General features: G+C 57.3%; 21 protein-coding genes and 1 other RNA gene. 10 read left to right on the top strand and 12 right to left on the bottom strand.

From position 1 onward, the window contains the following. Nucleotides 1-233: 233 nt before the first annotated feature. Both dnaK and grpE read right to left on the bottom strand, forming a co-directional pair. Nucleotides 234-2,150 (bottom strand): molecular chaperone DnaK, encoded by a 1,917-nt coding sequence (dnaK, locus tag HBO23_RS11870; protein WP_017139263.1) that lies wholly within the window; start codon nt 2,148-2,150, stop codon nt 234-236. A gap of 102 nt (nt 2,151-2,252) precedes the next feature. Then, nucleotides 2,253-2,813: a nucleotide exchange factor GrpE gene (grpE, locus tag HBO23_RS11865; RefSeq protein WP_017139264.1), complete on the bottom strand. Its 561-nt coding sequence runs from the start codon at nt 2,811-2,813 to the stop codon at nt 2,253-2,255. A 254-nt stretch (nt 2,814-3,067) separates the two neighbouring features. Here grpE and recN point away from each other — a divergent pair, with 254 nt between their 5' ends. Next, nucleotides 3,068-4,741: a DNA repair protein RecN gene (gene recN, locus HBO23_RS11860; protein ID WP_017139265.1), complete on the top strand. Its 1,674-nt coding sequence runs from the start codon at nt 3,068-3,070 to the stop codon at nt 4,739-4,741. A gap of 98 nt (nt 4,742-4,839) precedes the next feature. On the opposite strand, the gene fur is transcribed toward recN, so the two are convergent. Further along, the gene (fur, locus tag HBO23_RS11855; protein WP_017139266.1) at nt 4,840-5,244 is read right to left on the bottom strand and encodes a ferric iron uptake transcriptional regulator; all 405 of its coding nucleotides are present in this window, start codon (nt 5,242-5,244) and stop codon (nt 4,840-4,842) included. Nucleotides 5,245-5,342: 98 nt separating this feature from the next. Between fur and HBO23_RS11850 the strand changes: the two genes are divergently transcribed. Next, nucleotides 5,343-5,870 (top strand): outer membrane protein assembly factor BamE, encoded by a 528-nt coding sequence (locus HBO23_RS11850; protein ID WP_017139267.1) that lies wholly within the window; start codon nt 5,343-5,345, stop codon nt 5,868-5,870. Nucleotides 5,871-5,933: 63 nt separating this feature from the next. Here the strand turns inward: HBO23_RS11850 and HBO23_RS11845 are convergent, their stop codons facing one another. Then, entirely contained in the window at nt 5,934-6,236 is a 303-nt protein-coding gene (locus tag HBO23_RS11845) for an RnfH family protein (protein WP_170038169.1), read from the bottom strand. After that, nucleotides 6,229-6,663 (bottom strand): type II toxin-antitoxin system RatA family toxin, encoded by a 435-nt coding sequence (locus tag HBO23_RS11840; RefSeq protein ID WP_005791512.1) that lies wholly within the window; start codon nt 6,661-6,663, stop codon nt 6,229-6,231. The genes HBO23_RS11845 and HBO23_RS11840 overlap by 8 nt, the downstream gene beginning before the upstream one ends. A gap of 167 nt (nt 6,664-6,830) precedes the next feature. Between HBO23_RS11840 and smpB the strand changes: the two genes are divergently transcribed. Continuing rightward, a complete protein-coding gene (smpB, locus tag HBO23_RS11835) occupies nt 6,831-7,313 on the top strand; it encodes an SsrA-binding protein SmpB (protein WP_003176160.1) in 483 nt (160 codons plus the stop codon). Between the two features lie 27 nt (nt 7,314-7,340). Here smpB and HBO23_RS11830 read toward each other — a convergent pair whose 3' ends face one another. Then, on the bottom strand, nt 7,341-8,108 hold the full coding sequence (locus tag HBO23_RS11830; RefSeq protein ID WP_017139269.1) for a GntR family transcriptional regulator: 768 nt from the start codon (nt 8,106-8,108) through the stop codon (nt 7,341-7,343). 252 nt (nt 8,109-8,360) lie between these two features. Here HBO23_RS11830 and HBO23_RS11825 point away from each other — a divergent pair, with 252 nt between their 5' ends. From HBO23_RS11825 to HBO23_RS11805, 5 genes are all read left to right on the top strand, one after another. Beyond that, complete coding sequence (locus HBO23_RS11825) at nt 8,361-10,055, top strand: lactate permease LctP family transporter (RefSeq protein WP_017139270.1); 1,695 nt, start codon at nt 8,361-8,363, stop codon at nt 10,053-10,055. Nucleotides 10,056-10,125: 70 nt separating this feature from the next. Beyond that, entirely contained in the window at nt 10,126-12,948 is a 2,823-nt protein-coding gene (locus HBO23_RS11820) for an FAD-binding and (Fe-S)-binding domain-containing protein (protein WP_170038167.1), read from the top strand. 125 nt (nt 12,949-13,073) lie between these two features. Next, complete coding sequence (locus tag HBO23_RS11815) at nt 13,074-13,352, top strand: hypothetical protein (RefSeq protein WP_170038165.1); 279 nt, start codon at nt 13,074-13,076, stop codon at nt 13,350-13,352. A gap of 104 nt (nt 13,353-13,456) precedes the next feature. After that, nucleotides 13,457-13,853: a transfer-messenger RNA gene (ssrA, locus tag HBO23_RS11810) on the top strand. Nucleotides 13,854-14,039: 186 nt separating this feature from the next. Beyond that, nucleotides 14,040-15,296, top strand: a complete 1,257-nt coding sequence (locus tag HBO23_RS11805; protein WP_170038163.1) for an integrase domain-containing protein — start codon at nt 14,040-14,042, stop codon at nt 15,294-15,296. Between the two features lie 171 nt (nt 15,297-15,467). Here HBO23_RS11805 and HBO23_RS11800 read toward each other — a convergent pair whose 3' ends face one another. The 5 genes from HBO23_RS11800 to HBO23_RS11780 all read right to left on the bottom strand — a co-directional run bounded on the left by HBO23_RS11800 (nt 15,468) and on the right by HBO23_RS11780 (nt 20,046). Further along, nucleotides 15,468-15,737 carry a hypothetical protein gene (locus HBO23_RS11800; RefSeq protein WP_170038161.1) on the bottom strand — a complete coding sequence of 90 codons (270 nt, stop codon included), beginning with the start codon at nt 15,735-15,737 and terminating at the stop codon, nt 15,468-15,470. Beyond that, the gene (locus HBO23_RS11795) at nt 15,734-16,714 is read right to left on the bottom strand and encodes an integrase domain-containing protein (protein ID WP_170038159.1); all 981 of its coding nucleotides are present in this window, start codon (nt 16,712-16,714) and stop codon (nt 15,734-15,736) included. Before HBO23_RS11795 ends, HBO23_RS11800 begins: the two co-directional genes overlap by 4 nt. Beyond that, complete coding sequence (locus HBO23_RS11790) at nt 16,698-17,051, bottom strand: hypothetical protein (protein ID WP_170038157.1); 354 nt, start codon at nt 17,049-17,051, stop codon at nt 16,698-16,700. The genes HBO23_RS11795 and HBO23_RS11790 overlap by 17 nt, the downstream gene beginning before the upstream one ends. Then, complete coding sequence (locus HBO23_RS11785) at nt 17,044-18,444, bottom strand: YfjI family protein (protein WP_032699727.1); 1,401 nt, start codon at nt 18,442-18,444, stop codon at nt 17,044-17,046. The genes HBO23_RS11790 and HBO23_RS11785 overlap by 8 nt, the downstream gene beginning before the upstream one ends. Before the next feature lie 1,065 nt (nt 18,445-19,509). Further along, the gene (locus HBO23_RS11780) at nt 19,510-20,046 is read right to left on the bottom strand and encodes a LasR-specific antiactivator QslA (protein ID WP_170038155.1); all 537 of its coding nucleotides are present in this window, start codon (nt 20,044-20,046) and stop codon (nt 19,510-19,512) included. 799 nt (nt 20,047-20,845) lie between these two features. Between HBO23_RS11780 and HBO23_RS11775 the strand changes: the two genes are divergently transcribed. After that, nucleotides 20,846-21,610 (top strand): hypothetical protein, encoded by a 765-nt coding sequence (locus HBO23_RS11775; protein WP_170038153.1) that lies wholly within the window; start codon nt 20,846-20,848, stop codon nt 21,608-21,610. 84 nt (nt 21,611-21,694) lie between these two features. Next, nucleotides 21,695-21,970 carry a hypothetical protein gene (locus HBO23_RS33845; protein ID WP_078739170.1) on the top strand — a complete coding sequence of 92 codons (276 nt, stop codon included), beginning with the start codon at nt 21,695-21,697 and terminating at the stop codon, nt 21,968-21,970. Nucleotides 21,971-22,097: 127 nt separating this feature from the next. Here HBO23_RS33845 and HBO23_RS11765 read toward each other — a convergent pair whose 3' ends face one another. Then, nucleotides 22,098-22,550 carry a hypothetical protein gene (locus HBO23_RS11765; protein WP_222938108.1) on the bottom strand — a complete coding sequence of 151 codons (453 nt, stop codon included), beginning with the start codon at nt 22,548-22,550 and terminating at the stop codon, nt 22,098-22,100. Nucleotides 22,551-22,677: the final 127 nt, after the last annotated feature.

Genomic DNA, 22,677 nt, shown 5'->3' with positions numbered 1-22,677 from the left:
CTCACGTCAATTCAACGATCCTGGTCATAACTACTTTTTAGCCAGGGACCCGGCCAAAAATGCGGTATTTACTGCTCGGAAAGCAGGAGCATTCCCGATCACACCGCCAGCACCCGAACCTTGTCGCATGCTGTAAAAATTCACATACCCCAGACACGCCAACGCGGGAGCAAGCTCCCGCGCGGCGACATCCTACCAGTCACCGCTTGATAGCGGTCAACCGGGCAACCAACTTACTTCTGCTCTTTGACTTCTTCGAACTCGGCATCGACAACATCATCGTGCTTGGCTTCAGGCTCTGCGTGCTGTGCAGCGCCTTCTGCCGGCTGGCCTTGCTCGGCGTACATTTTCTGGGCAACCGGTGCGGAGACTTTCGACAGCTCCTCAACCTTGGCTTCGATGGCAGCCTTGTCGTCGCCTTTAATGGCGGTTTCCAGGGCAACCACAGCTGCTTCGATCGCGGTCTTCTCTTCGGCGGTCACTTTGTCGCCTGCTTCGGAGACCATTTTACGCGTCGAGTGAACCAGGGCATCGCCTTGGTTACGTGCACCGGCCAGCTCAGCAAACTTGGCATCCGCATCAGCGTTGGCTTCAGCATCACGAATCATCTGTTGAATTTCTTCATCAGACAGACCGGAGTTGGCCTTGATGGTGATCTTCTGCTCTTTGCCGGTCGCCTTGTCTTTGGCACCTACGTGCAGGATACCGTTGGCATCGATGTCGAAGGTCACTTCAATTTGCGGCACGCCACGTGGTGCTGGTGGAATCTCAGCCAGGTCGAACTTGCCCAGGGACTTGTTCTGAGCGGCTTGCTTACGCTCACCTTGCAGCACGTGAATGGTCACAGCGCCCTGGTTGTCGTCGGCAGTCGAGAACACTTGCGATTTCTTGGTAGGAATCGTGGTGTTTTTCTCGATCAGCGCGGTCATCACGCCACCCATGGTTTCGATACCCAGGGTCAGCGGGCTGACGTCCAACAGCAGAACGTCTTTCACGTCGCCGGCCAATACCGCACCCTGGATCGCAGCACCCATGGCAACCGCTTCGTCCGGGTTCACGTCTTTACGTGCTTCTTTACCGAAGAACTCGGTGACCAGCTTCTGAACCAGTGGCATACGGGTCTGACCGCCAACCAGGATCACGTCGTTGATCGAGCCAACATCGATACCGGAGTCTTTCAGCGCAATGCGGCAAGGCTCGATGGTGCGTTGTACCAGGTCTTCAACCAGCGCTTCGAGCTTGGAACGCGAGATTTTCACGTTCAAGTGCTTAGGACCAGTGGCGTCTGCAGTGATGTACGGCAGGTTCACGTCGGTCGACTGAGCCGAAGACAGCTCGATCTTGGCTTTTTCAGCGGCTTCTTTCAGGCGCTGCATCGCCAGCGGGTCACCCTTAAGGTTCATGCCGCTTTCTTTCTTGAATTCGTCAACGAGGTAGTCGATCAGACGAATGTCAAAGTCTTCACCACCCAGAAAGGTGTCGCCGTTGGTGGCCAACACTTCGAACTGGTGCTCGCCATCAACTTCAGCAATCTCGATGACGGAGACGTCGAAAGTACCACCACCCAGGTCATAAACGATCACGGTGTGGTCGCCCTTGGCCTTGTCCATACCGTAAGCCAGAGCGGCTGCGGTGGGTTCGTTGATGATACGTTTTACGTCCAGGCCAGCGATGCGGCCGGCGTCTTTGGTCGCCTGACGCTGGCTGTCGTTGAAGTAGGCCGGAACGGTGATCACCGCTTCAGTCACGGCTTCACCGAGGTAGTCTTCGGCGGTTTTCTTCATCTTTTTCAAGATTTCAGCCGAGATTTGCGGCGGCGACATTTTCTGGCCGTTTACTTCAACCCAGGCGTCACCGTTGTCAGCCTTGGCGATTTTGTAAGGGACCATCTTGATGTCTTTCTGTACGACTTCTTCGTCGAACTTACGACCGATCAGACGCTTAACCGCGTACAGGGTGTTGTGCGGGTTGGTCACAGCCTGACGCTTGGCCGACTGACCTACGAGGATTTCACCGTCGTTGGCGTAAGCAATGATCGACGGCGTGGTACGCGCGCCTTCGGCGTTTTCGATAACTTTAGCAACGCCGTTTTCCAGCACGGAGACGCAGGAGTTGGTAGTCCCCAGGTCGATACCGATAATTTTGCCCATGATTTACTCTCCCGAAACTTTAATTAGGTTGCCGCAGCAGTGGTGGCTAACTGCGGTAGCACTTAAACGCTTGACTTATAGATGGGGCCGTTACGACTGATTTCAAGCCTGCTCATCAATAGAAGGTGCAACGGGTGCAGGAGCCTTGCTCACCACTACCATCGCCGGGCGCAGCAAGCGACCGTTGAGCTGATAACCCTTCTGGAACACTTTCAGTACACTGTTAGGCTCCAGGTCATGGCTTTCCTGCATGGCCATGGCTTGGTGATGCTCAGCATTGAACGGCTCACCGCCTTGCGGATCGATGGCTTCCAACTGATAACGCTTCAGGGTGTCCTGGAACATTTTCAGGGTCAGCTCGATCCCTTCGCGCATCGGACGGATGTTTTCGTCATCCGGGTTGGACAACTCAAGGCCACGCTCCAGGCTGTCGATAATCGGCAGCAGGTCGTTGGCGAATTTTTCCAGCGCGAATTTGTGAGCTTTCTCGACATCCTGCTCGGCACGGCGGCGGACGTTCTGCAGATCGGCGGCAACACGCAAAGATTGATCCTGCGCAGCGGCCAATTGCTCTTCGAGCACTTGCACACGAGTTGCCAGTTCATCACCGGCAGCCGAATTGGCGTCTGGAGTTTGCGTATCCTGCGTCTGTTCGTCAGCCATAGATTTCTCCTTTCAAAATCATGCGCGAACTCAACTCGCGCTTCTGTTCCGGTATATGGGGCCACAATTTTCAGGTTCAAGGGCGCAGGCGTTACCAAAAGTCTTTCGCTTGCTCTGGATCAATTCCGGCAGCGTCATTGCGCTTTGCGCTAAAAAATCCGCGCACTCAAGCAAATTGAGCTAAGCACCAGGATTGCCAGCCCTGAATAAAACACTGTATAAATAACCAGACCTAAAGCCTGGGAGCGGCCGTCATGCTGGTGCACCTGTCCGTACATAACTACGCCATCGTTGAACACCTGGATCTCGAACTGGATCGCGGGATGAGCGTAATCACAGGCGAAACCGGCGCCGGCAAATCGATCATGCTCGACGCCCTGGGCCTGACCCTGGGCGACCGCGCCGACAGTGGCGTGGTACGCCCCGGCGCAGACAAGGCCGACATTCTGGCCACGTTCGACCTGGCCGATATTCCCGAAGCCGAGGCCTGGCTGGCCGAGCGCGACCTTAATAATGAAGGCCCGTGCATCCTGCGCCGCGTCATTACGGCGGAAGGTCGTTCACGCGGCTACATCAATGGCACGCCCTGCCCGCTTGGCGATTTAAAGGCACTGGGCGAGTTGCTGATCGATATCCACAGCCAGCACGAACACCAATCCTTGCTGAAAACCGACACTCATCGCCGCCTGCTCGACGAATACGCCGGCGCCACCGACCTGGCGCGCCAGGTGCAGCTTGCCGCCCAGCGCTGGAGGCAAACCCGCCAGGAGCTGGAGCGACTTTCCAATTCCGGCGACGAACAACGCGCTCGCCATCAACTGCTCAGCTATCAGCTTGAAGAGCTGGAGAGCCTGGGCCTTGGCGAAACCGAGCTGGAGCAACTGGAGCAGGAACACAAGAACCTGACCAACGCCGAAACCCTGCTGGGTATCTGCCGCCAAGTGGTGGAGCAATGCAGCGAAAGTGATTCGGGCAATGTACTCAATGCACTCACCGCCAGCCTCAACCGCCTATCAAGCGTGAACAGCGGGTCGGGCTCCTTGAGCGAGGCCACCACCCTGCTGACCAGTGCGCAGATCCAGGTAGAAGAAGCCGTAGGCGAACTGAATCGCTTCCTCGATCACTTCGACGCCGACCCGGCGCGCCTGCAGGAAATCGAAGAGCGCCTGGACACTATCTATACCCTGGCGCGCAAACACCGTATCCAGCCGACCGAAGTGGCGACGATGCAGCAAAAGCTGCTGGATGAGATCGAAACCCTCAACGCCAATGATGAATCCATTGAACGGCTGGGCGATGAACTCGCCTCCTTCGCCCGCCATTACCAGGAAAAGGCCCGCGAGCTCAGCGACCTGCGCCAGCAAGCCGCTACCAGCCTGGCCAGTGCCGTGGAGCAGGAAATTCAACGCCTGGGCATGCCTGGCGGGCGCTTCACCATTGAGCTGCACGCCAACACCAGCAACGAGCTGCAACCCCATGGCCTGGAACAGGTGGAGCTGCTGGTGAGCGCCAACCCTGGCCAGCCGCTCAAGGCACTGGCGAAAGTGGCGTCCGGCGGTGAGCTGTCGCGGATCAGCCTGGCGATTCAGGTCATTACCGCCCAGACCTCGCGGGTACCCACGCTGGTATTCGACGAAGTGGACGTGGGGATTGGCGGGCCGACGGCGGAGATTGTCGGCCAACTGCTGCGCCGCCTTGGGGAGCGTGGCCAGGTGCTCACCGTGACTCACTTGCCGCAAGTGGCCGCCCAAGGGCATCAGCATTTATTTGTACACAAAGTGCGCGGCAGCGATGCGACGCATACGGCCGTGTCCAAGCTGAACAAATCGGAGCGGGTAGAAGAAGTGGCGCGGATGTTGGGCGGCATCGACCTGACGAAAGAGTCCCTGGCCCACGCGAAGAAGATGGTAGTGGCAGCCAAGGCTTGAACCGAGCTTTTTTCGCTCTATTTTCTCTCTTATAGAAAGCACGAAGGCGACCCTAGGGTCGCCTTCTATCGTTTCACAGAGCAAATCTGTGTCGATTTTTACTTTTTCTTACGGATGTACAGGACCAGATTATGGTCCACCAAATCGAATCCATGCTGCTCAGCGATCTGATGCTGGAGCTTCTCGATTTCCGGGCTGGTGAACTCGATAACCTCATTGGTATCCAGGTCAACCATGTGATCGTGATGACCACCGTCAGCCAATTCGAACACTGCATGACCGCCGTCGAAATTATGACGAACCACCAGCCCTGCGGCTTCAAACTGGGTCAGCACACGGTAAACCGTGGCCAGGCCAACGTCCTCGTTAGACTCCATCAGCGCCTTGTAAACATCCTCGGCACTCATGTGGCGCTGCTCAGCAGAATCGAGCATTTGTAGAATCTTGACTCGTGGCAGAGTCACTTTAAGACCGGCTTTGCGTAGTTCGCTATTTTCAACCATGGTTAGCTTTCTCGCGGATGCTGCTTCGCAGCTTCTCTTAATACGGGTATGATCGGCGTTTACGTTGTCCCAGCCAAGATAGTGGAAGTCGCCCACCGATGCAAAACACCAAGCTCTTGCTAACCAGTTTCACCCTTGTGGGACTGCTCGCACTCGCCGGTTGTTCATTCCCCGGGGTTTACAAAATCGACATCCAGCAGGGCAATGTCGTCACGCAGGACATGATAGACCAGTTACGCCCGGGAATGACCCGACGGCAAGTACGGTTTATTATGGGCAACCCCCTGCTGACCGACACTTTTCATGCCGATCGCTGGGATTATCTCTACAGCATCCAGCCAGGTGGCGGTGAGCGCCAGCAGGAGCGCGTCAGTGTCATCTTCAATGGCAATGACCAGCTTGTGAGCCTGTCCGGTGACTTCATGCCCGGCGTAAGCCGTGATGAAGCCTTGCTCGGCAAGGACAACGGCACCAATGTGACTGCGCCAGCGCAGGAAGCAGAGAAGCCTAAGTCCGAAGTACCGGCCAAGCCTGGCTCCTTGCTGGATCAGATCCAGAAGGACGTCGACGGCGTGCAGACCGTTCCTGTCCCGACGCCACAGCCTCTGGACACCAGCCCGCAGTAATTTTGCGGCGCTCGATAAAAAGCCCGGCATGCCGGGCTTTTTGTTGCCTGCCGATTGGCAGCCTTATGGGTTCTGCTGCCGCGCCAAGGCCGCCTTGGCCGCACGCAGCCTGCGCACTTCCTTGGGGTCTGCCAGTAAGGGCCGATAAATCTCAATTCGATCACCTGGCTGCGCAACACGCACGTGCGCATCGGCGACCACTTTGCCGAATATGCCCAGTTGGCAATCCGCCAATACCAAGCCTGGAAATTGCTCAGTAATCCCCGACGCCAGCACCGCAGCCCTCAGGCTGGTGCCCGCAGGCACCGTCACCGCCAGCAAGACCTGGCGATCCTCAGCGGCGTACACCACTTCAATCTCAACCATGCAGTTGTTTGGCCCGCTGACAGAATGCATCCACCAGGGTGTTGGCCGCCTGGTTGAACAAAGGCCCCAAGGTCGCCCGCACAATCGGGCCGGCGTAATCAAAGGACAGGTCCAGGCTGATCTTGCAGGCCTTGTCGGTCAGCGCCTTGAATACCCATACCCCATGCAACTGGGTGAACGGCCCTTCCTGCAGGTTCATCTCAATGGATTTGCCCGGCACCAGCACATTGCGCGTAACAAAATGCTGGCTAAGCCCACCCTTGGCTACCCCGACACTGGCGACCATATGCTCATCACTGCTTTCCAGCACTTCGGCGGTTGAGCACCAAGGCAGGAACTCCGGGTAACGCGCTACGTCATTGACCAGGTCATAGAGCGCCTGAGCCGGATAAGGCAATAAAGCCGAACGTTGAATATGCGTCGTCATGTGAGCGTTACTTCCACTGCTTGAGGCAAACATCGCGAAAGAACAGCCCGATCCGCGAGAGAAAAAAACCAGAGAACTGCCGGTATTGTCCGGGATTCGTCCAACACGCTCAAGCACGCAGGTTGACCGTAGCCGATACGCTCGCAACTCCCTATAATGCCGCCCCTATGGCTAAACAAAAGAAACACCCCACAGGGACCATCGCGCAAAATAAAAAGGCGCGACACGATTACTTCATCGAACATCGGTTCGAGGCTGGTCTGGTCCTGGCCGGCTGGGAAGTAAAAAGTCTGCGCGCCAGCAAGCTGCAACTGGTCGACAGCTACGTATTGCTCAAAGATGGCGAGGCATGGCTGCTGGGCAGTCATATCACCCCGCTGACCACCGCGAGCACCCACGTGATTGCCGACCCGGTGCGCACGCGCAAGCTGTTGCTCAACGCCCGCGAACTGGAAAAGCTCGCTGCCGCCGTACAGCAGAAAGGCTATGCCTGTATCTGCCTGTCCTGGTACTGGAGCAAGCACCTGGTCAAGTGCGAGATCGCGCTGGGCAAGGGCAAGAAGGAATACGACAAGCGCGATACCGAGCGTGAGCGCGACTCCAACCGTGAGTTGCATCGCGCCGTGCGCAACAAGGGCAAGGAAGAGTAATCCTTGTGACGGTGTAGCCCACGCGGGCTACATCCCTTTACGTCGCTCCGCCCGGGCCACGCGCTGAACTTCCTGACGCACCTCCTCCAACACTTCCTGCACATAGAGCAGGTGACGTGTTGAGACTTCCCGTGCCTGCTCGGCGCGCCCTTCGATAATCGCCAAATACAAATCCCGATGCTGACTGATGAGCATGTCGCGGGTTTCTGTACGCTGCTGGTACATGCCGCCGATATTGGTCACCACGTTACGCTTGAGCAAATCGAACAGCCCACGAATGGTGTGCAGCAACACGGCGTTATGGCTGGCCTCAGCGATTGCCAGGTGAAAGCGCGCATCCGCTGCGCCCTCTTCCAGCCGGCTAACTTCATCGGCGCGGGTGTAGCAATCCTGCAGCGCCTCAAACGCTGCGGTCAGCCGCTCGCGGTCGACCTCAGTAGCACGCAATGCGGCGTAGTAAGCACAGGACGCTTCCAGGGTCTGACGAAACTCCAGCAAATCCCGCTGAGCCTCCGGGTTATTTTCCAGCAGGTGCAGCAACGGATCACTGAAGGTCGAGCCCAGAGAATCCGCCACATAGTTACCGCCGCCCTGGCGGCTGACCAACAACCCCTTGGCCGCGAGCTTCTGGATCGCCTCCCGCAGCGAAGGGCGCGACACGCCAAACTGTTCAGCCAAAGCGCGCTCGGCCGGCAAGCGTTCGCCCGACTTGAGCGTGCCCTCGAGGATCATGCCCTCAAGCTGCTCGACAATATCGTCAGACAAACGGCGCTGACGCACCTGATCAAACCCCATAACTCACTCTCCACAAACCCGACCACTCGCCAGGCCCTCTATTCTCGCCTATCGCCGCGCTTGCGGCACCTATCAGAACGCCTTCGATTGACCCAACCAGAACACCTCACCTACACCGCTACGACCAAAGTTTCGTGGGCGGCAAATTGACACACCCCTGCCAAGGCTTTTACTCTAGCCAACAGCGACTGTAAATTGGTATTACCAATTATCCAAGCTTACCAAACAACAACAATCAGGGGCCACCCCATTATGCAAACCTGGCAACAGCTCTACAGCCCACTCGGCAGCCTTGGCCTGTCCGCACTGGCCGCCGTTATCCCGATCGTATTTTTCTTCCTGGCACTGGCCGTGTTCCGCCTAAAAGGCCACGTGGCAGGCAGCATCACCCTGGCGCTGTCGATCCTGGTGGCGATTTTCGCGTTCCAGATGCCGGTAGACATGGCGCTGGCCGCCGCCGGTTACGGGTTTGCCTATGGCCTGTGGCCCATCGCCTGGATCATCGTCGCTGCCGTATTCCTCTACAAACTGACGGTCAAGAGCGGGCAGTTTGAAATCATCCGCAGCTCGGTCCTGTCGATTACCGATGACCAGCGCTTGCAGGTGCTGTTGATTGGCTTCTGCTTTGGCGCCTTCCTTGAAGGCGCAGCCGGTTTTGGGGCCCCTGTGGCAATTACTGCCGCACTGCTGGTGGGCCTGGGTTTCAACCCGCTGTACGCCGCCGGCCTGTGCCTGATCGCCAACACCGCGCCTGTAGCGTTCGGCGCGCTGGGCATCCCGATCATCGTCGCCGGGCAAGTCACCGGTATCGATTCGTTCAAGATCGGCGCCATGGCCGGCCGCCAGTTACCGCTGCTGTCGCTGTTCGTGCCGTTCTGGCTGGTGTTCATGATGGACGGCCTGCGCGGCGTTCGCGAAACCTGGCCAGCCGCACTGGTAGCGGGCCTGAGCTTTGCCGTCACCCAATACTTCACCTCCAACTTCATTGGCCCGGAACTGCCGGACATCACCTCGGCCCTGGCCAGCCTGGTAGCGCTGACGCTGTTCCTGAAAGTCTGGCAGCCCAAACGCAGCGCCGGCGCACAGATTGCCGGCGCCACCTCCGCCGCAGCGGTCACCGCCAGCGCAGGTGGCTTCGGTCAACCACGCCAAACCGTCGCCTCGCCTTACAGCCTGGGGCAGATTTTCAAAGCCTGGTCGCCGTTCCTGATCCTCACCGTGCTGGTCACTATCTGGACGCTCAAGCCGTTCAAAGCGATGTTCGCCGCCGGCGGTTCGATGTACAGCTGGGTGTTCAACTTCGCGATCCCGCACCTGGATCAACTGGTGATCAAGGTCGCCCCGATCGTCACCAACCCCACGGCGATTCCGGCCGTGTTCAAGCTGGACCCGATTTCAGCCACCGGCACCGCGATTTTCTTCTCTGCACTGATTTCGATGCTGGTGTTGAAAATCAACCTCAAGACTGGTCTTACCACTTTAAAAGAGACCTTCTACGAACTGCGCTGGCCGATCCTGTCCATTGGCATGGTGCTGGCGTTTGCCTTCGTCACCAACTACTCCGGCATGTCCTCGACCATGGCCCTGGTATTGGCCGGCACCGGCGCTGCCTTCCCGTTCTTCTCGCCGTTCCTCGGCTGGCTGGGGGTTTTCCTGACAGGCTCCGACACTTCGTCCAACGCCCTGTTCAGCTCGCTGCAAGCCACCACGGCGCATCAGATCGGCGTCAACGACACCTTGCTGGTAGCAGCGAACACCAGCGGCGGTGTGACCGGCAAGATGATCTCGCCACAATCAATCGCGGTGGCCTGCGCCGCCACCGGCCTGGTGGGCAAAGAGTCCGACCTGTTCCGCTTTACCCTCAAGCACAGCCTGTTTTTTGCCACCATCGTCGGGCTGATCACGCTGGCGCAGGCCTACTGGTTCACCGGTATGCTGGTGCACTAAAACCTGCGCGTAACAGGGTAAGAATCGACGCCGGACAACGATGCCGGCGTCAGCTATTTCTGGAGGACCGATGAGCCTGCCTGCTGCTTTCCTGAGCGACGTCGCACAACTGATCCCGAAAGATCGTCGCTTCGACGACCCTCTTTCCACCCTCGCCTTCGGCACTGACGCCAGCTTTTACCGACTGATCCCACAGCTGGTGGTTCGCGTGGAGTCAGAAGACGAAGTCGTGGCGCTGCTGCATCTGGCCCAGCGCGACCGCGTACCCGTGACCTTCCGCGCAGCCGGCACCAGCTTGTCCGGTCAGGCCATCAGCGACTCGGTGCTGATCGTGCTGGGCGACAATTGGAATGGCCGCGAAATTCGTGGCCAAGGCACGCAGATCCGCCTGCAACCCGGCGTGATCGGCGCCCAGGCCAATGCGTGGCTGGCGCCGTTCGGGCGCAAGATCGGCCCCGACCCGGCCTCGATCAACGCCTGCAAGATCGGCGGCATCGTCGCCAACAATGCCAGCGGCATGTGCTGTGGCACCGCGCAAAACACGTATCACACCCTGGCCGGCATCCGCCTGGTGCTGGCTGATGGCAGCCGGCTGGATACCGAGGACGCGGCCAGTGTCAGCGCCTTTCGCCAACAGCATGGCGAGCTGCTGGAGCGCCTGGCCACGCTGGGCCGGGAGACGCGGGCAAATGCCGAACTGGCTGCAAAAATCCGCCACAAATACCGTCTGAAAAACACCACCGGCCTGTCACTCAACGCCTTGGTGGATTTCGATGAACCTCTGGATATCCTCAGCCATCTGCTGGTGGGCTCCGAAGGCACCCTTGGTTTTATCAGCGCAGTGACCTACGACACGGTGATCGACCACCCGAACAAGGCCTCGGCGCTGATTGTGTTCCCGGATGTGGAAACCTGCTGCAATGCTGTAACGGTGCTCAAAACCCAGCCCGTCTCCGCCGTTGAGTTGCTGGACCGGCGCAGCATGCGCTCGGTGCAGGACAAACCCGGCATGCCGGCTTTCGTACAGCAGCTATCGGAAAACGCCTGCGCGCTGCTGATCGAATCCCGTGCCGCATCACCTTCATTACTCCAGGAACAACTGGCGCTGATCATGGCGTCCCTGGCCGCCTTCCCGGTAGAAAAACAGGTCGACTTCACCCAGGACCCACTGGAAAACGCCCGCCTGTGGGCCATCCGCAAAGACACGTTCCCGGCCGTCGGCGCCGTGCGTAAAACCGGCACCACGGTGATCATCGAAGACGTGACCTTCCCGGTCGAGCAACTGGCCATCGGCGTAAACCGCTTGATCGAGTTGTTCGACAAACATCACTACGACGAAGCAATACTTTTCGGACACGCACTGGAAGGCAATCTTCACTTTGTCTTCACTCAAGGCTTCAACAGCGCGGAAGAAGTCGCACGCTACCAGGCGTTCATGGACGACGTGGCGCAGTTGGTAGCCGTGGAGTTCGGTGGCTCGCTGAAAGCCGAACACGGCACCGGCCGTAATATGGCGCCTTTCGTCGAGCTGGAATGGGGCAGCGATGCCTACCAGTTGATGTGGCAGCTTAAACGCCTGCTCGACCCCAACGGCATCCTTAACCCCGACGTGGTGCTGAGCGAAGACCCGCAAATCCACCTTAAGCACCTTAAGCCGCTGCCTGCGGCCGACGAGCTTGTGGATAAGTGCATCGAGTGTGGTTTTTGTGAGCCCGTGTGCCCTTCCAAAGGCCTGACGCTCAGCCCGCGCCAGCGCATCGTGATCTGGCGCGATATCCAGGCAAAGAGACGCGCAGGCGTCGACACCACCGAACTGGAAGCGGCCTACCATTACCAAGGCATCGACACCTGCGCCGCCACCGGGTTGTGTGCGCAACGCTGCCCGGTCGGCATCAATACCGGCGACCTGGTGAAAAAGCTGCGTGCTCGCGACGCCGACCGTACGAAAACCGCCGACTGGCTGGCCGGCCATTTCGCCACGGCCATGCAAGGTGCGCGCTTTACCCTGCATGTCGCCAATGGCGCGCGCATGCTGCTGGGCGCGCCTCGCCTGGCGAAGCTCTCGGCAAAAATCACACAGCTGTCCAAGGGGCAGATCCCGCAGTGGAGCAAGGCCATGCCACAGCCGGAAAAAGCCATCCGCTTCAGCCCGGCAGTTGAAGACGAGCGCCCGCGCGTGGTTTACCTGGCCGCCTGCGTCTCACGCGCCATGGGCCCATCAGCCGACGATAAAGAGCAGATGTCGCTGTACGACAAAACCCGCGGCCTGCTGGAAAAAGCCGGTTACCAAGTCGTGTTTCCCGACAACCAGGACAGCCTGTGCTGCGGCCAGCCGTTTGCTTCCAAAGGTTACGCCGACCAAGCCGAGCACAAGCGCCAGGAGCTGATCGGCGCCCTGCTCCACGCCAGCCGTGGCGGCCTCGACCCGATCTACTGCGACACCAGCCCCTGCACCCTGCGGCTGGTGCAAGACCTCGGCGAAACCCGCCTGGACCTCTACGACCCGGTGCGTTTTATCCGCACCCACCTGATGGACCGCCTCGACTTCACGCCACAGCAAGCCCCCATCGCCGTGCATGTCACCTGCAGCACCCAGCACCTGGGCGAAAGCCAGGCCTTGATCGACCTTGCGCGGCGCTGCGCCACCACCGTGGTGATCCCGGAAGGCATTCACTGCTGTGGCTTCGCTGGCGACAAAGGCTTCACCACCCCGGAACTCAACGCCCACTCACTGCGCTCGCTCAAGGACGCGGTGCAACATTGCAGCGAAGGCATTTCCACCAGCCGCACCTGCGAGATCGGCCTGAGCCAGCATGGCGGTATCGATTACCACGGCCTGGTCTACCTCGTAGACCGCGTCACCCAGGCCCGCGCCCATGAAACCTGCAAATAAAACAGAACCCCTGCGTGCCGGCGCAGTCACTTGAATAGGCCTCGGCGAACGAGGCTCATCCGTGACCTCGCTGGCTGCCCCGCCTCGGCGCAGCATCGAGCCTTATTTGCTCAAGGAGATACCCCATGAAGCGTACTGCTCTTGCTGGCGTGTTCATCACCGCCGCAATGTTGGCCTCGCCTGTTTTTGCTGCCGGCGAGCCGGACCTGTGCAAAATCAACCTGGACAAAATCAACAACGGCCAAGCCCTGCTCGCCACCGACACCAGTGGCAAAAAGGGCGAAATAGACACCGCCGTGTCCCAGGCCAAAGCCGCGCACGCCGCTGGCGATGACAAAAAATGCATCGAGATCACCTCCAAGGCCCTGCAAGATCTGCAGAACAGCGAGAAAGGTGGCCAATAAGCGCTGCTGATACGCAGGGCCAACCTTCGGGTTGGCCTTCCGTGACGGTTTGGCGTACACTGCACAGGCTTGTCACTCACTAAGAAACAACGAGTTACAAGCACGGGGCCGTTTAGGATTCGACGCCGGTCGCGAAACTTTAGGTGCATGCCGAGTTGGTAACAGAACTCGTAAATCCACTGTTGCAACTTCTTATAGTTGCCAATGACGAAAACTACGGCCAGGAATTCGCTCTCGCTGCGTAAGCAGCCTTAGCCCTGAGCTTCTGGTACCTTCGGGTCCAGCAATCACCAGGGGATGTCTGTAAACCCAAAGTGATTGTCATATAGAACAGAATCGCCGTGCAGTACGTTGTGGACGAAGCGGCTAAAACTTACACAACTCGCCCAAAGCACCCTGCCCTTCGGGTCGCTGAGGGTTAACTTAATAGAAACGGCTACGCATGTAGTACCGACAGCGGAGTACTGGCGGACGGGGGTTCAAATCCCCCCGGCTCCACCATTTGATCAACTAAAGACGTCCACGGACGTCTTTTTTTGTGCCTGAAACCCAGTAAATACGAGGGTTTCAGCTCTTTTGGCGGCTTTGGAGGGTTTCTGAGTTCCATGCGCTTTGGTATCCCAGGTGGTATCCCGAGTTACCAAATGCTATTTTCAGGATACCAAAACTGTGCTGGAGGTAGCCCCCATGCCTACTAACGCAACCCGCCTCTCCGATCGCCAGCTCAAGGCAGTCAAGGCAACTGGTAAAGACTTCGTCCTCAGCGACGGCGACGGCCTGCAGCTTCGAGTACGCGCCAGCGGCTCGATGATATGGAATTTCAATTACCGCGAGCCGTTGACCAGAGCCCGTCTTAATATGGCGCTCGGTCCATACCCCGACCTCTCGCTGGCCAACGCCCGGAAGAAAGCAGCAGAGGCGCGTGAGCTGCTCGCTTTGGGCATTGATCCCAAAACCCAGCGTGATGAGGTAAGGCAAGCCAGACTTGCTGAGACTGAACACACGTTCGAGAAGGTGGCCACCGCCTGGTTCGAGCTGAAGAAAGACTCCGTAACCAAAGCCTACGCCGAAGACATTTGGAGATCGCTGACGCTCCATGTGTTCCCAAGCATGAAAACAACGCCGCTCTCTCAAATCACTGCTCCGACGGTTATCAAGATCCTTCGCCCAATCGAGGCCAAAGGGAGCCTCGAAACCGTGAAACGATTGAGCCAACGACTCAACGAGATCATGACCTACGGGGTCAACTCCGGGCTGATATTTGCGAACCCCCTCAATGGAATTCGGGCGGTGTTCAAGAAACCCAAGAAAGAGAACATGGCTGCGCTGCCACCTGAGGAGCTTCCCGAGCTGATGATGGAAATCGCGAATGCCAGCATCAAGCGCACGACCCGCTGCCTGATCGAATGGCAGTTGCACACGATGACCCGCCCCGCCGAAGCAGCCACCACACGATGGGCAGATATCGACTTCGACAAGCGCATTTGGACCATTCCGCCAGAGCGCATGAAAAAGCGGCGCCCGCACACAATCCCCCTCACCGATCAGGCACTTTCGTTACTGGAAACGCTCAAGCAACTCAGTGGTAACAGAGAGTACGTGTTCCCCTCAGATAGAAACCCTCGCACCCATGCCAATAGCCAGACCGCCAACATGGCGTTGAAGCGCATGGGCTTTCAGGACCGTCTAGTCAGCCACGGCTTGCGCTCGATGGCGAGTACCATCCTGAATGAGCATGGCTGGGATCCGGAACTGATCGAGGTCGCGCTGGCGCATGTCGACAAGGACGAAGTTCGTAGCGCCTACAACAGGACTGACTACATCGAACGCCGGCGTCCGATGATGGCTTGGTGGAGTGAACATATCCAGAACGCGGCCACCGGCAGCCTGTCGGCATCGGCTATCAATCAAACCAGAGATCGCAACGTCGTACCGATTCGCTGAACATCCAAAAGGTACGCGGCACCGGCTACGATTCGTGTCGTGTCGTGTCGTAGGGTGAAAGGAGTGACGACAGTTGCCAAATCTCTGGTATGCCTGCGCTTTTTCAGCCAAGCCCCTGAGTATGGGAAGGCTCTGCATTCCCATACTCAGGGGCTCACGCTTAAAGGTCTATTAGGCAACCACGGTTTTTGCCTTTCTACGGCGGATCAACCCTGCTGTTAACTCGTAGTAATAGATGGTAGCTGGAGCTGAGCATCGCAAATAGTGCTCCAGAAACCATCTCACGTGCTTCTCTCTCCAGAACCAGGGAGTCGCGCAACCCCAGCGTTCACGAATCACCTCGTGCATCCTTTCTGCTTGCCTGATGTGCCGCTGCTGCGTGGCATGTGCACCTTTGAGCACGGGGCGCAGGAACAACGCTATGTCGAACTCGGCCGTCATCGCCGGCCTCCGATGTAGGCACTCACCACATCGATGCGGTTATGTCCCAACTCGTGGCTGATCTGCTTACGGGCTCGCTGATCGAGTGCTCGATCCTCTTGACGAACACGACCACCATTAACGGGTGCAGGAAAGCCGATTAGTTGCTCATAGCGCTCACAGGCGTAAGCCGCCCGCAGCTCATGAAAGCCTTTCAATCCATGTTCATGCAGGAGGTCCCGTGCCGGTCGCACAACTGATTGCATAAACTCTTTGTAGCTCTCGTTGGGAGCCAACAGGTTCCGACTGCCGCTGGGTGAAGCCTCCCAGGCCCTATCCAAGACGCCACGGATTTGATCAGTGACCGCGATCCAGCGCGGTGCTGACGCGCCTGACCGACCACCTTTGGTGCCGTCTTGGATGTTGATCTTGCCCAGTTGCCCGGCCTCACGTTGCAGTCGGGGCAGGTCAGCCAGGATCGCTTCACGCAGGCGCATACCAGTCTCTCGAGCCAGATGCACAATTGCGGTCACTCGTTGCTGACCTCGCTCTGACAGTGCGCGTGCGATCAACTCGATCTGAGCACGATCTTGGCCTTGCGGTGCCTCCCCGCGCACGTTTGAGCGCTGCATACCCAGCGCCTTGCTCGGACTGGGGATTTTGACGTACTGATCACCGCGCAGCGCAGCCATCGTTCGGTTCACGCTTGACAGTCGGTTCTGCGCGGTGGCGATGCCGACGTTGCCCTGGTCAACCTGCTGCCTCATATAGGCGGCGTACCGCATGAGGATCTCGCGGTCGATCTGACGCGCGTCATTGAGCCTCGGCCCTTCCTCGGATCGACACCAATTCACGAAGGCCTGCCACCGATCGCTATGGGCTTTGACGGTAGCAAAATGGCCGTCGCCAAACAGATCTTTCAAGGCTTGCGGTCCGGCATAGCTGAGCTGGCGACCGAAGCCGAAATTTCGCCCCGCTCGCTTACCGACGCGAGCCATTTTTCTGTTCCTGATCGACTGCAGCAAGCTCATGTAGAAGGGCTTGCCAGTGTGCACTCACCATAGCGAACTGGGCCCAATCAGTTGGACGGAAACAAAGCGTGTTGTTGGCGACGTAGAGTTGCGCGCCCTGCTCTTCCAACCATTGGATGATGGCTGTCGTCGAGGCAATAGTTTTGTGGGTAGTGGCGACACCGGCGACAGCGGCGACAACCCTTGTCCTGTTTGGTTTTGAGCGTGGCGACAAAGTGGCGACAGTAGCGGCGACAAATCGCGCTTTGGGCTCCTTTTGACGCTGAGCCAGATGGTTGCGCAGCGCTTCATCAAGATTAAACATGGCGCACCTCGAAGGTGTGGCCATCAGTGATCAACCACTGATGATCAATCAACTCGACCAGTAGCTTGGCGGCATGACGACTGCTCTTGCGGGCAAAGCGGGGACCGTTGCGATTCAATTCACGAATACTGAAACGCTTCCAATCTTTGACCTGTAGCCATCGCAGCAGCCGGTCTGCCTCCTCTTTTACTCGACACACTGGCTCCTGCTCTGTCAGGCGCTGGATCTCGTTGAGGTAGTAGCCGACTAAAGCGGAGGCCCGTTGGATATGGTCGACCTCCACGACGCTGCTCTCCTCCACCACTGCCAGAATGCCGGCGACACGCAGCAGGTTATCGGCGGCCTTCGATCCGCTAGGCCGCACGCAGGCCAGCTCGCCAAACTCACCCAACTGGGCTTCGATGGCATCATGCAGATCTATCCACCGACGGCGGGCCAACGGACTGAGGGTCAGCGGTGATAGCTGCAGAGCACCGTCAGATGTAAGTGACCAGGGCTGATGAAACAGCGCCGAGATGCGGTGGTGATAGCGCTTCAAGTCGCCGTCTTTCGACAAGTCGACAGCCTGGTAGCTGCGTTGCCCTGCCAGGCTGGAGGGCCAGGTCATCAGACAGCGACCGAGAATGCCCTGCCCCTGCAGCAACGGATCACTGAGTAACTGCATGGCTAAATACGGCTGAAGCATCAGATGCAGGCTCAAACGCCGGTCATAGGCTCGTAGGCTTTCACCAACCATGGAACGCGCGCGATCTATCGGACTGCCATCCCAAAGTGACGACAAGGTCGTGACCGCTTTCAAACGGTTATCCCGGCTCATGGTGCTGCTGCCGAGAAACTGTCCCCCCTCATCACAGAACAGCCCCATGCTGGGCAGGTCATGACAGAGCCCCTTGATCAGGGCCTCGATAGTTGGGTCCGTGGTGATCAGCCTAGGGGCTGAGGGCTCCGCTTCGAGCGGCGCCCCGTTCGCAGACTCAGGATCGGCAGGATTGATACGCTGCGCCTGCCGCTGTGCGGCACGGTGCCGTGCAAGCTGTTCGCGGTAACGCTGCCACTGCTCACGCTCCCATTGCCGTGCCGGCAGCAATGCGCATCGGTCTGCCGCCGTTTTACGATCCCCCGACGCTGCCACCGTGATCAGGTACAGCGACAGGGGATAATTTCTCCCGTCGAGCTGTAAGCCCGCATGACCTTGGGTAGCCAGCGCCGAGGCAGCCAACACCGATTGCGCGGCCAGTGCTTGGGGCACGCCGATGACCTCGGCCATGCGTTCCACCGCAGGCCCAAGAATCCCACCCAGTGCCTGCACCGGATAAGGCTGGGCCACGGGATTCGACTCAATCAGCGGTCGAGGTGGTCGTGGTAGTTCAAGCTTCGGATCTAACTGTTGCATGGGCCCTCTCCTCGTTCATTGCTGGCTGTCCTCACGTAGTCCCGCCACGGCTGTTGAGTGTTATCAGGGATCAAGGCCCCTGCGGCCTGTGAGGTGTTCACTGACGTGGAACGAACGGCTCCTTACGACCGGGAGCAAGGGCATGACCCATGAATCTGGCCTCCTTAGACGCATTCGAAGATGCGGGCGGGTGGAGGCTGTGCCGGCTGACGAGTTCGGCACCTGGAGATCCTGAGCGGGAGAAGGCAACAACATCGACACCTGGGGCATGCCTGACTGTCAGTCAGGTGCAGTCTTTCCATAGGCTGCGGCACCGGCGCCTGTGTCGTTGCGGATTGCGACGAATCGGATTTGTCAGGCCGATTGTCACGAGGAGAGATGCGGCAATGCCTTTTGTGACGTGGCTTGCAGCAGTGGTACGAGCGCCCGTCTCTTTCCAGGAGAAAGAGACGGGCGCGATCTGGCGCAGCGAAGTGTGCCGAGAGATGAGGTTGCTGCAGTGCAGCGAGGAAGGTCCATCGTCTGTCGCAGTGGACAGATAAGTGGAGTAGGCATCCATCACTCTTGGGGAGTGACCGTGCGAGCCGCCGGATGCTAATCGCACTTTTGGAGAACCACCACGCGAGGGGCGTAGCCTTAAAGGTTCTGGCTACCTGGGCAGGTGCTGTCAACGACAGCGATCCGTGCACCAATTTTTATACCCACTCGAAAAGGTGGTCAAGCGTCACAGCCAATGCGCTGAGAAAGTGGCGACTGTCGCCACTTCTGTCGCAATGCCCCAGACCACATTATACGTGGGTTGTCGCCGCTGTCGCCGCTGTCGCCACACGTACATCCATGCCCAACGAAAAGATTCGGACACACACTGAATAACGTTGCGCTCGATGGAAATCGGGGGGAAATACTGATGGTGATAGTAGGCGTGGTGTGAATTAAATTTGAGCATGGAGGGTGGAACGCGGCGGCTTCGAGAAAAAGCGAGTGAACCCTCCGATCGGCGCGATCAAAGATCGCTTGATCGGAGGGTTTGGCGGGAAAAGAAAATCTCAAACGTCAATTACAAACTCAGGCATCGAAACGGGTTGATTGGGAAGTGACGGCCTCACGTCGCATGATCAGCGTCTGCTGCAACCGCAGCAAAAAACCTGCTTCAAATGCCTCTTGTGGATCACCTGGACGATGACGCTTTCGGTTCTGAGACAGCGCCCACCATAACGGTAATGATGAGCCCTCAAGCCAAGTCTCTGCGCAACGAACGCCCTCCTTGATTACCGGAGCGAACTCATCGCCCCACGGAGTTTGGATCGCGGGAGCCCCTTCAACTGACGGGACAGAGACATATTCATGGATCTGTTGATGGACGCTTTGAGCTGGGATGCCAGTCAGATTCCGGAACGCCCTGTCGTACAACACCGCCGCGTCATCCAACAGCTCTACTGCCAGCTCAACGTCTTGCGGAAAATGAAGCAGAATACTCTGGGCTCCGTTAAGCCGGAGAGTGGCAGCCTGCCGCAGTTTAATCGCAGCATCTTCAGGGGTAAGCACTGAAGTATCGATGCTGTTGGGTTTGGGGAGTCCGATGAGAAACGAAAGATCAAACATCACGGAATCCTCCGAGATAGTTTGCTGCCTGAACCATTTAGGCGGGGGTGGCGCACGAGCTTAAAAGGGGGACATGCCATTTTCCTTATCTCCTTGGTTTGATTAAGGAATGCCATCCACCGTTGCGACACGAATGGGTGGCACACCGTACAGGGGTCGCAAACCGGAAACCAAGGAACCCGGCCAGGCCGAAGCCTGCCCTGCACGGTGCGCCATAGAAAAGCAGCAGCTAGCACTTGAAGTGCTGACTGTGCGATATGGCACATACCGCGCCTTGGTTTCGATTCAGGTTGCGACACCCGGTCGCGGGATTGACCGCGACGGAGCAAAGCGTAAATGTGAAGCCACGACAACACAAGCATGAGTGTCAATAAGTGCAGCATTCAGATGAAAGCGTCCGGCACAACTAGCGGTTGTTGTTATCTAGCGGCTTTTGCGGGCCCGATAGAATGCAGCGTCTTCTCCTAAACCCCATCACCCTGACAGGATCGGGAAACGACATACATGACATCCTTTCGAAAAAATGATTTTGCTGAAGAGTCGACGGAAAAAGAAATGCGTTGGGCACTATTCGGGGAGCCTGAGACTCCGCAGAGCCCCGTGGGGTTTTAGATCATAGGACAGCCCTCAACGCAGGCGACAGGATAGTACCCGACGACCTGTTGATTAACGCATTGAGCGGGACGACGCTCTTACATATCGGAATGCCACGCACGCACACCCTTGCCAATCAGGAACATTGTTCCTAAAATGAAATTAAGGTAACGCAGTGGTACACACAACGACGGAGCAGGACGATATGAGCGTCAAAAAAACAGTCAAGCCTGCTGCAACACTTCTGGATTTCGAGATTTTCTATAACGGAGAGCTATTTCAAACAGTCAAGTTTTCCAGCTTCCGTAAATGCAACAACTGGCGCGAAAAGAACCTGGAAACACCGTTCCTCTATGTGATTAAAACGCCAAATTGCAATCGTGAAAGTTGCATCGAGATGTCCAAGCGCTACTTCACGACCAAACATCGTGTGTACCCAGACATTTTTGAACGGCCAGAGTGGGATGTCGTTACTGATGCCGAAGTTCAAATGCGAGTAGAACAGAACATCGTCTTAGAGGCTCGTGAACGTACGGGGGTGAATATTTCTGTCCAAGTCGGCGGCGGCAAATATGATGTGACTGTTGTTCACTACGACAAGCCGATGCGTGATCGCGTGGAGATTATCAAGGGTGATATGAGCCGCGAAGAGGCTTACGAATTCATTCGTGACTACCGCGTCGATGCAAGTGCGAGCGTAATGAAATCAACCGACGAGGTGGAACCCTTGACTGAAATGAATCAAGACGAGCGCCAGCATCTGGTTCTGAATACATTACTGACCGTCATCAAGCCAAAAAATACTGGTTGGAGAGAAATTAGCAAAGCCATAGAAGATCTTAATATCATCGAATCCGATGGCTGGCTGGAAGTGCGCGACATAATCCAATACTTATTGGATCAAGGTCGCATCGCTCGACCTGAGTTCGATCCGCACGCGGATGACGAGTATTACTTTGCAACTACCTAGAACGCAGCAGCCATTGAAGAGAACAGAAGTAAAGCTCGCTGAAACCTACTGATAAAGAGGAATACCTTATTGAGGAGCCTTAGCGTGCATCCCGAATACCGAAATGAAGATAAGCACCCTCAAAGACCGGACGCTTCCTTACACAATCCTTCACCAGTCTATCTACGTGAACTTCTGGAGATCGCGCGCGTCACCCAAGAAGCAGCAGCGACCGCACTAGGTATCACTGATCGAGTTATGCGTTACTACTTGAGCGATCAAGAGTCAGCTACCTATCGACCAGCTCCGTATGCAGTCCAGTATGCACTTGAGCAACTGGCAGCACATGCAGCCAAGGAACGAAGTGCTAATCATATTTGAGCCTTGGAGGAGCCGCCAAGCAGATCCTCCAGTGCGGCACTTAATCTGAAGCCGAGGCTGCTCGGATGCAAATACTCGACACAAGCATGTGCGTTACTACCCCTCCCTCACAGCCATAAACTCACTCTTAATATGTTTCCCACTGGCCGATCCCAGGACGGTGCTCGCTACTGCCAGTGCGAATGAGAATACAGTGAAGAGTGCGCTGCCCATCGTAGCCGATGATGACGTTGTCACCTTCTTGCGCTTGATCCATTACTTCATTTTTTTGGAAGTAGAGACGATGCTCGGAGCGAGTAGGGTGGTCCTCACGAGCATCGTACCAGGTAACATTAGCTTGAGCGCCGATGTTTTCCCCCCTCACAGAGAAGTGGACATTCAACTCTGACCGATTGGTTCCTAGCACGTCCTTGAGCGCAGCCACGCCATTAAACTCATGCTGGTTTGAACGCTCTGGGCGGGCCTCCACCGCAGAAAGGGTCTTGATACAAGCGGGGTTCAGCACAATAGGTCGATTCGACATCGCATTCCAATCCTTCTGAAATTCAAATATTGGGGGGTAATCATCGAGGCTCACCATAGCAACCGCCTAGAGACTCTGCCCCTACCATATGATGCCAAATCGACAGCATTTCAAGAGCGAGTGCTGGAAAATCGCTGCCGACTGACTGCGGATGCGTAACAAAAAATTTTTCATGCCTAGGACA

Origin of the sequence: Pseudomonas sp. WS 5532 (assembly GCF_012985445.1) — a bacterium.
Lineage (GTDB): Bacteria > Pseudomonadota > Gammaproteobacteria > Pseudomonadales > Pseudomonadaceae > Aquipseudomonas > Aquipseudomonas edaphica.
This window is presented reverse-complemented; position numbering and strand designations above follow the sequence as displayed.

Bases quoted from the DNA above. Each gene is read 5' to 3' on its own strand.
- HBO23_RS11790 (WP_170038157.1), bottom strand. From the start codon at position 17,051: ATGTTTAATCTTGATGAAGCGCTGCGCAACCATCTGGCTCAGCGTCAA.
- fur (WP_017139266.1), bottom strand. From the start codon at position 5,244: ATGGTTGAAAATAGCGAACTACGCAAAGCCGGTCTTAAAGTGACTCTG.
- recN (WP_017139265.1), top strand. From the start codon at position 3,068: ATGCTGGTGCACCTGTCCGTACATAACTACGCCATCGTTGAACACCTG.
- HBO23_RS11780 (WP_170038155.1), bottom strand. From the start codon at position 20,046: ATGTTTGATCTTTCGTTTCTCATCGGACTCCCCAAACCCAACAGCATC.
- smpB (WP_003176160.1), top strand. From the start codon at position 6,831: ATGGCTAAACAAAAGAAACACCCCACAGGGACCATCGCGCAAAATAAA.
- HBO23_RS11830 (WP_017139269.1), bottom strand. From the start codon at position 8,108: ATGGGGTTTGATCAGGTGCGTCAGCGCCGTTTGTCTGACGATATTGTC.
- HBO23_RS11805 (WP_170038163.1), top strand. From the start codon at position 14,040: ATGCCTACTAACGCAACCCGCCTCTCCGATCGCCAGCTCAAGGCAGTC.
- HBO23_RS11815 (WP_170038165.1), top strand. From the start codon at position 13,074: ATGAAGCGTACTGCTCTTGCTGGCGTGTTCATCACCGCCGCAATGTTG.
- HBO23_RS11820 (WP_170038167.1), top strand. From the start codon at position 10,126: ATGAGCCTGCCTGCTGCTTTCCTGAGCGACGTCGCACAACTGATCCCG.
- HBO23_RS11825 (WP_017139270.1), top strand. From the start codon at position 8,361: ATGCAAACCTGGCAACAGCTCTACAGCCCACTCGGCAGCCTTGGCCTG.
- HBO23_RS11840 (WP_005791512.1), bottom strand. From the start codon at position 6,663: ATGACGACGCATATTCAACGTTCGGCTTTATTGCCTTATCCGGCTCAG.
- HBO23_RS11785 (WP_032699727.1), bottom strand. From the start codon at position 18,444: ATGCAACAGTTAGATCCGAAGCTTGAACTACCACGACCACCTCGACCG.
- HBO23_RS11775 (WP_170038153.1), top strand. From the start codon at position 20,846: ATGAGCGTCAAAAAAACAGTCAAGCCTGCTGCAACACTTCTGGATTTC.
- HBO23_RS11765 (WP_222938108.1), bottom strand. From the start codon at position 22,550: ATGGTGAGCCTCGATGATTACCCCCCAATATTTGAATTTCAGAAGGAT.
- HBO23_RS11800 (WP_170038161.1), bottom strand. From the start codon at position 15,737: ATGACGGCCGAGTTCGACATAGCGTTGTTCCTGCGCCCCGTGCTCAAA.
- grpE (WP_017139264.1), bottom strand. From the start codon at position 2,813: ATGGCTGACGAACAGACGCAGGATACGCAAACTCCAGACGCCAATTCG.
- HBO23_RS11850 (WP_017139267.1), top strand. From the start codon at position 5,343: ATGCAAAACACCAAGCTCTTGCTAACCAGTTTCACCCTTGTGGGACTG.
- HBO23_RS11795 (WP_170038159.1), bottom strand. From the start codon at position 16,714: ATGGCTCGCGTCGGTAAGCGAGCGGGGCGAAATTTCGGCTTCGGTCGC.
- dnaK (WP_017139263.1), bottom strand. From the start codon at position 2,150: ATGGGCAAAATTATCGGTATCGACCTGGGGACTACCAACTCCTGCGTC.
- HBO23_RS11845 (WP_170038169.1), bottom strand. From the start codon at position 6,236: ATGGTTGAGATTGAAGTGGTGTACGCCGCTGAGGATCGCCAGGTCTTG.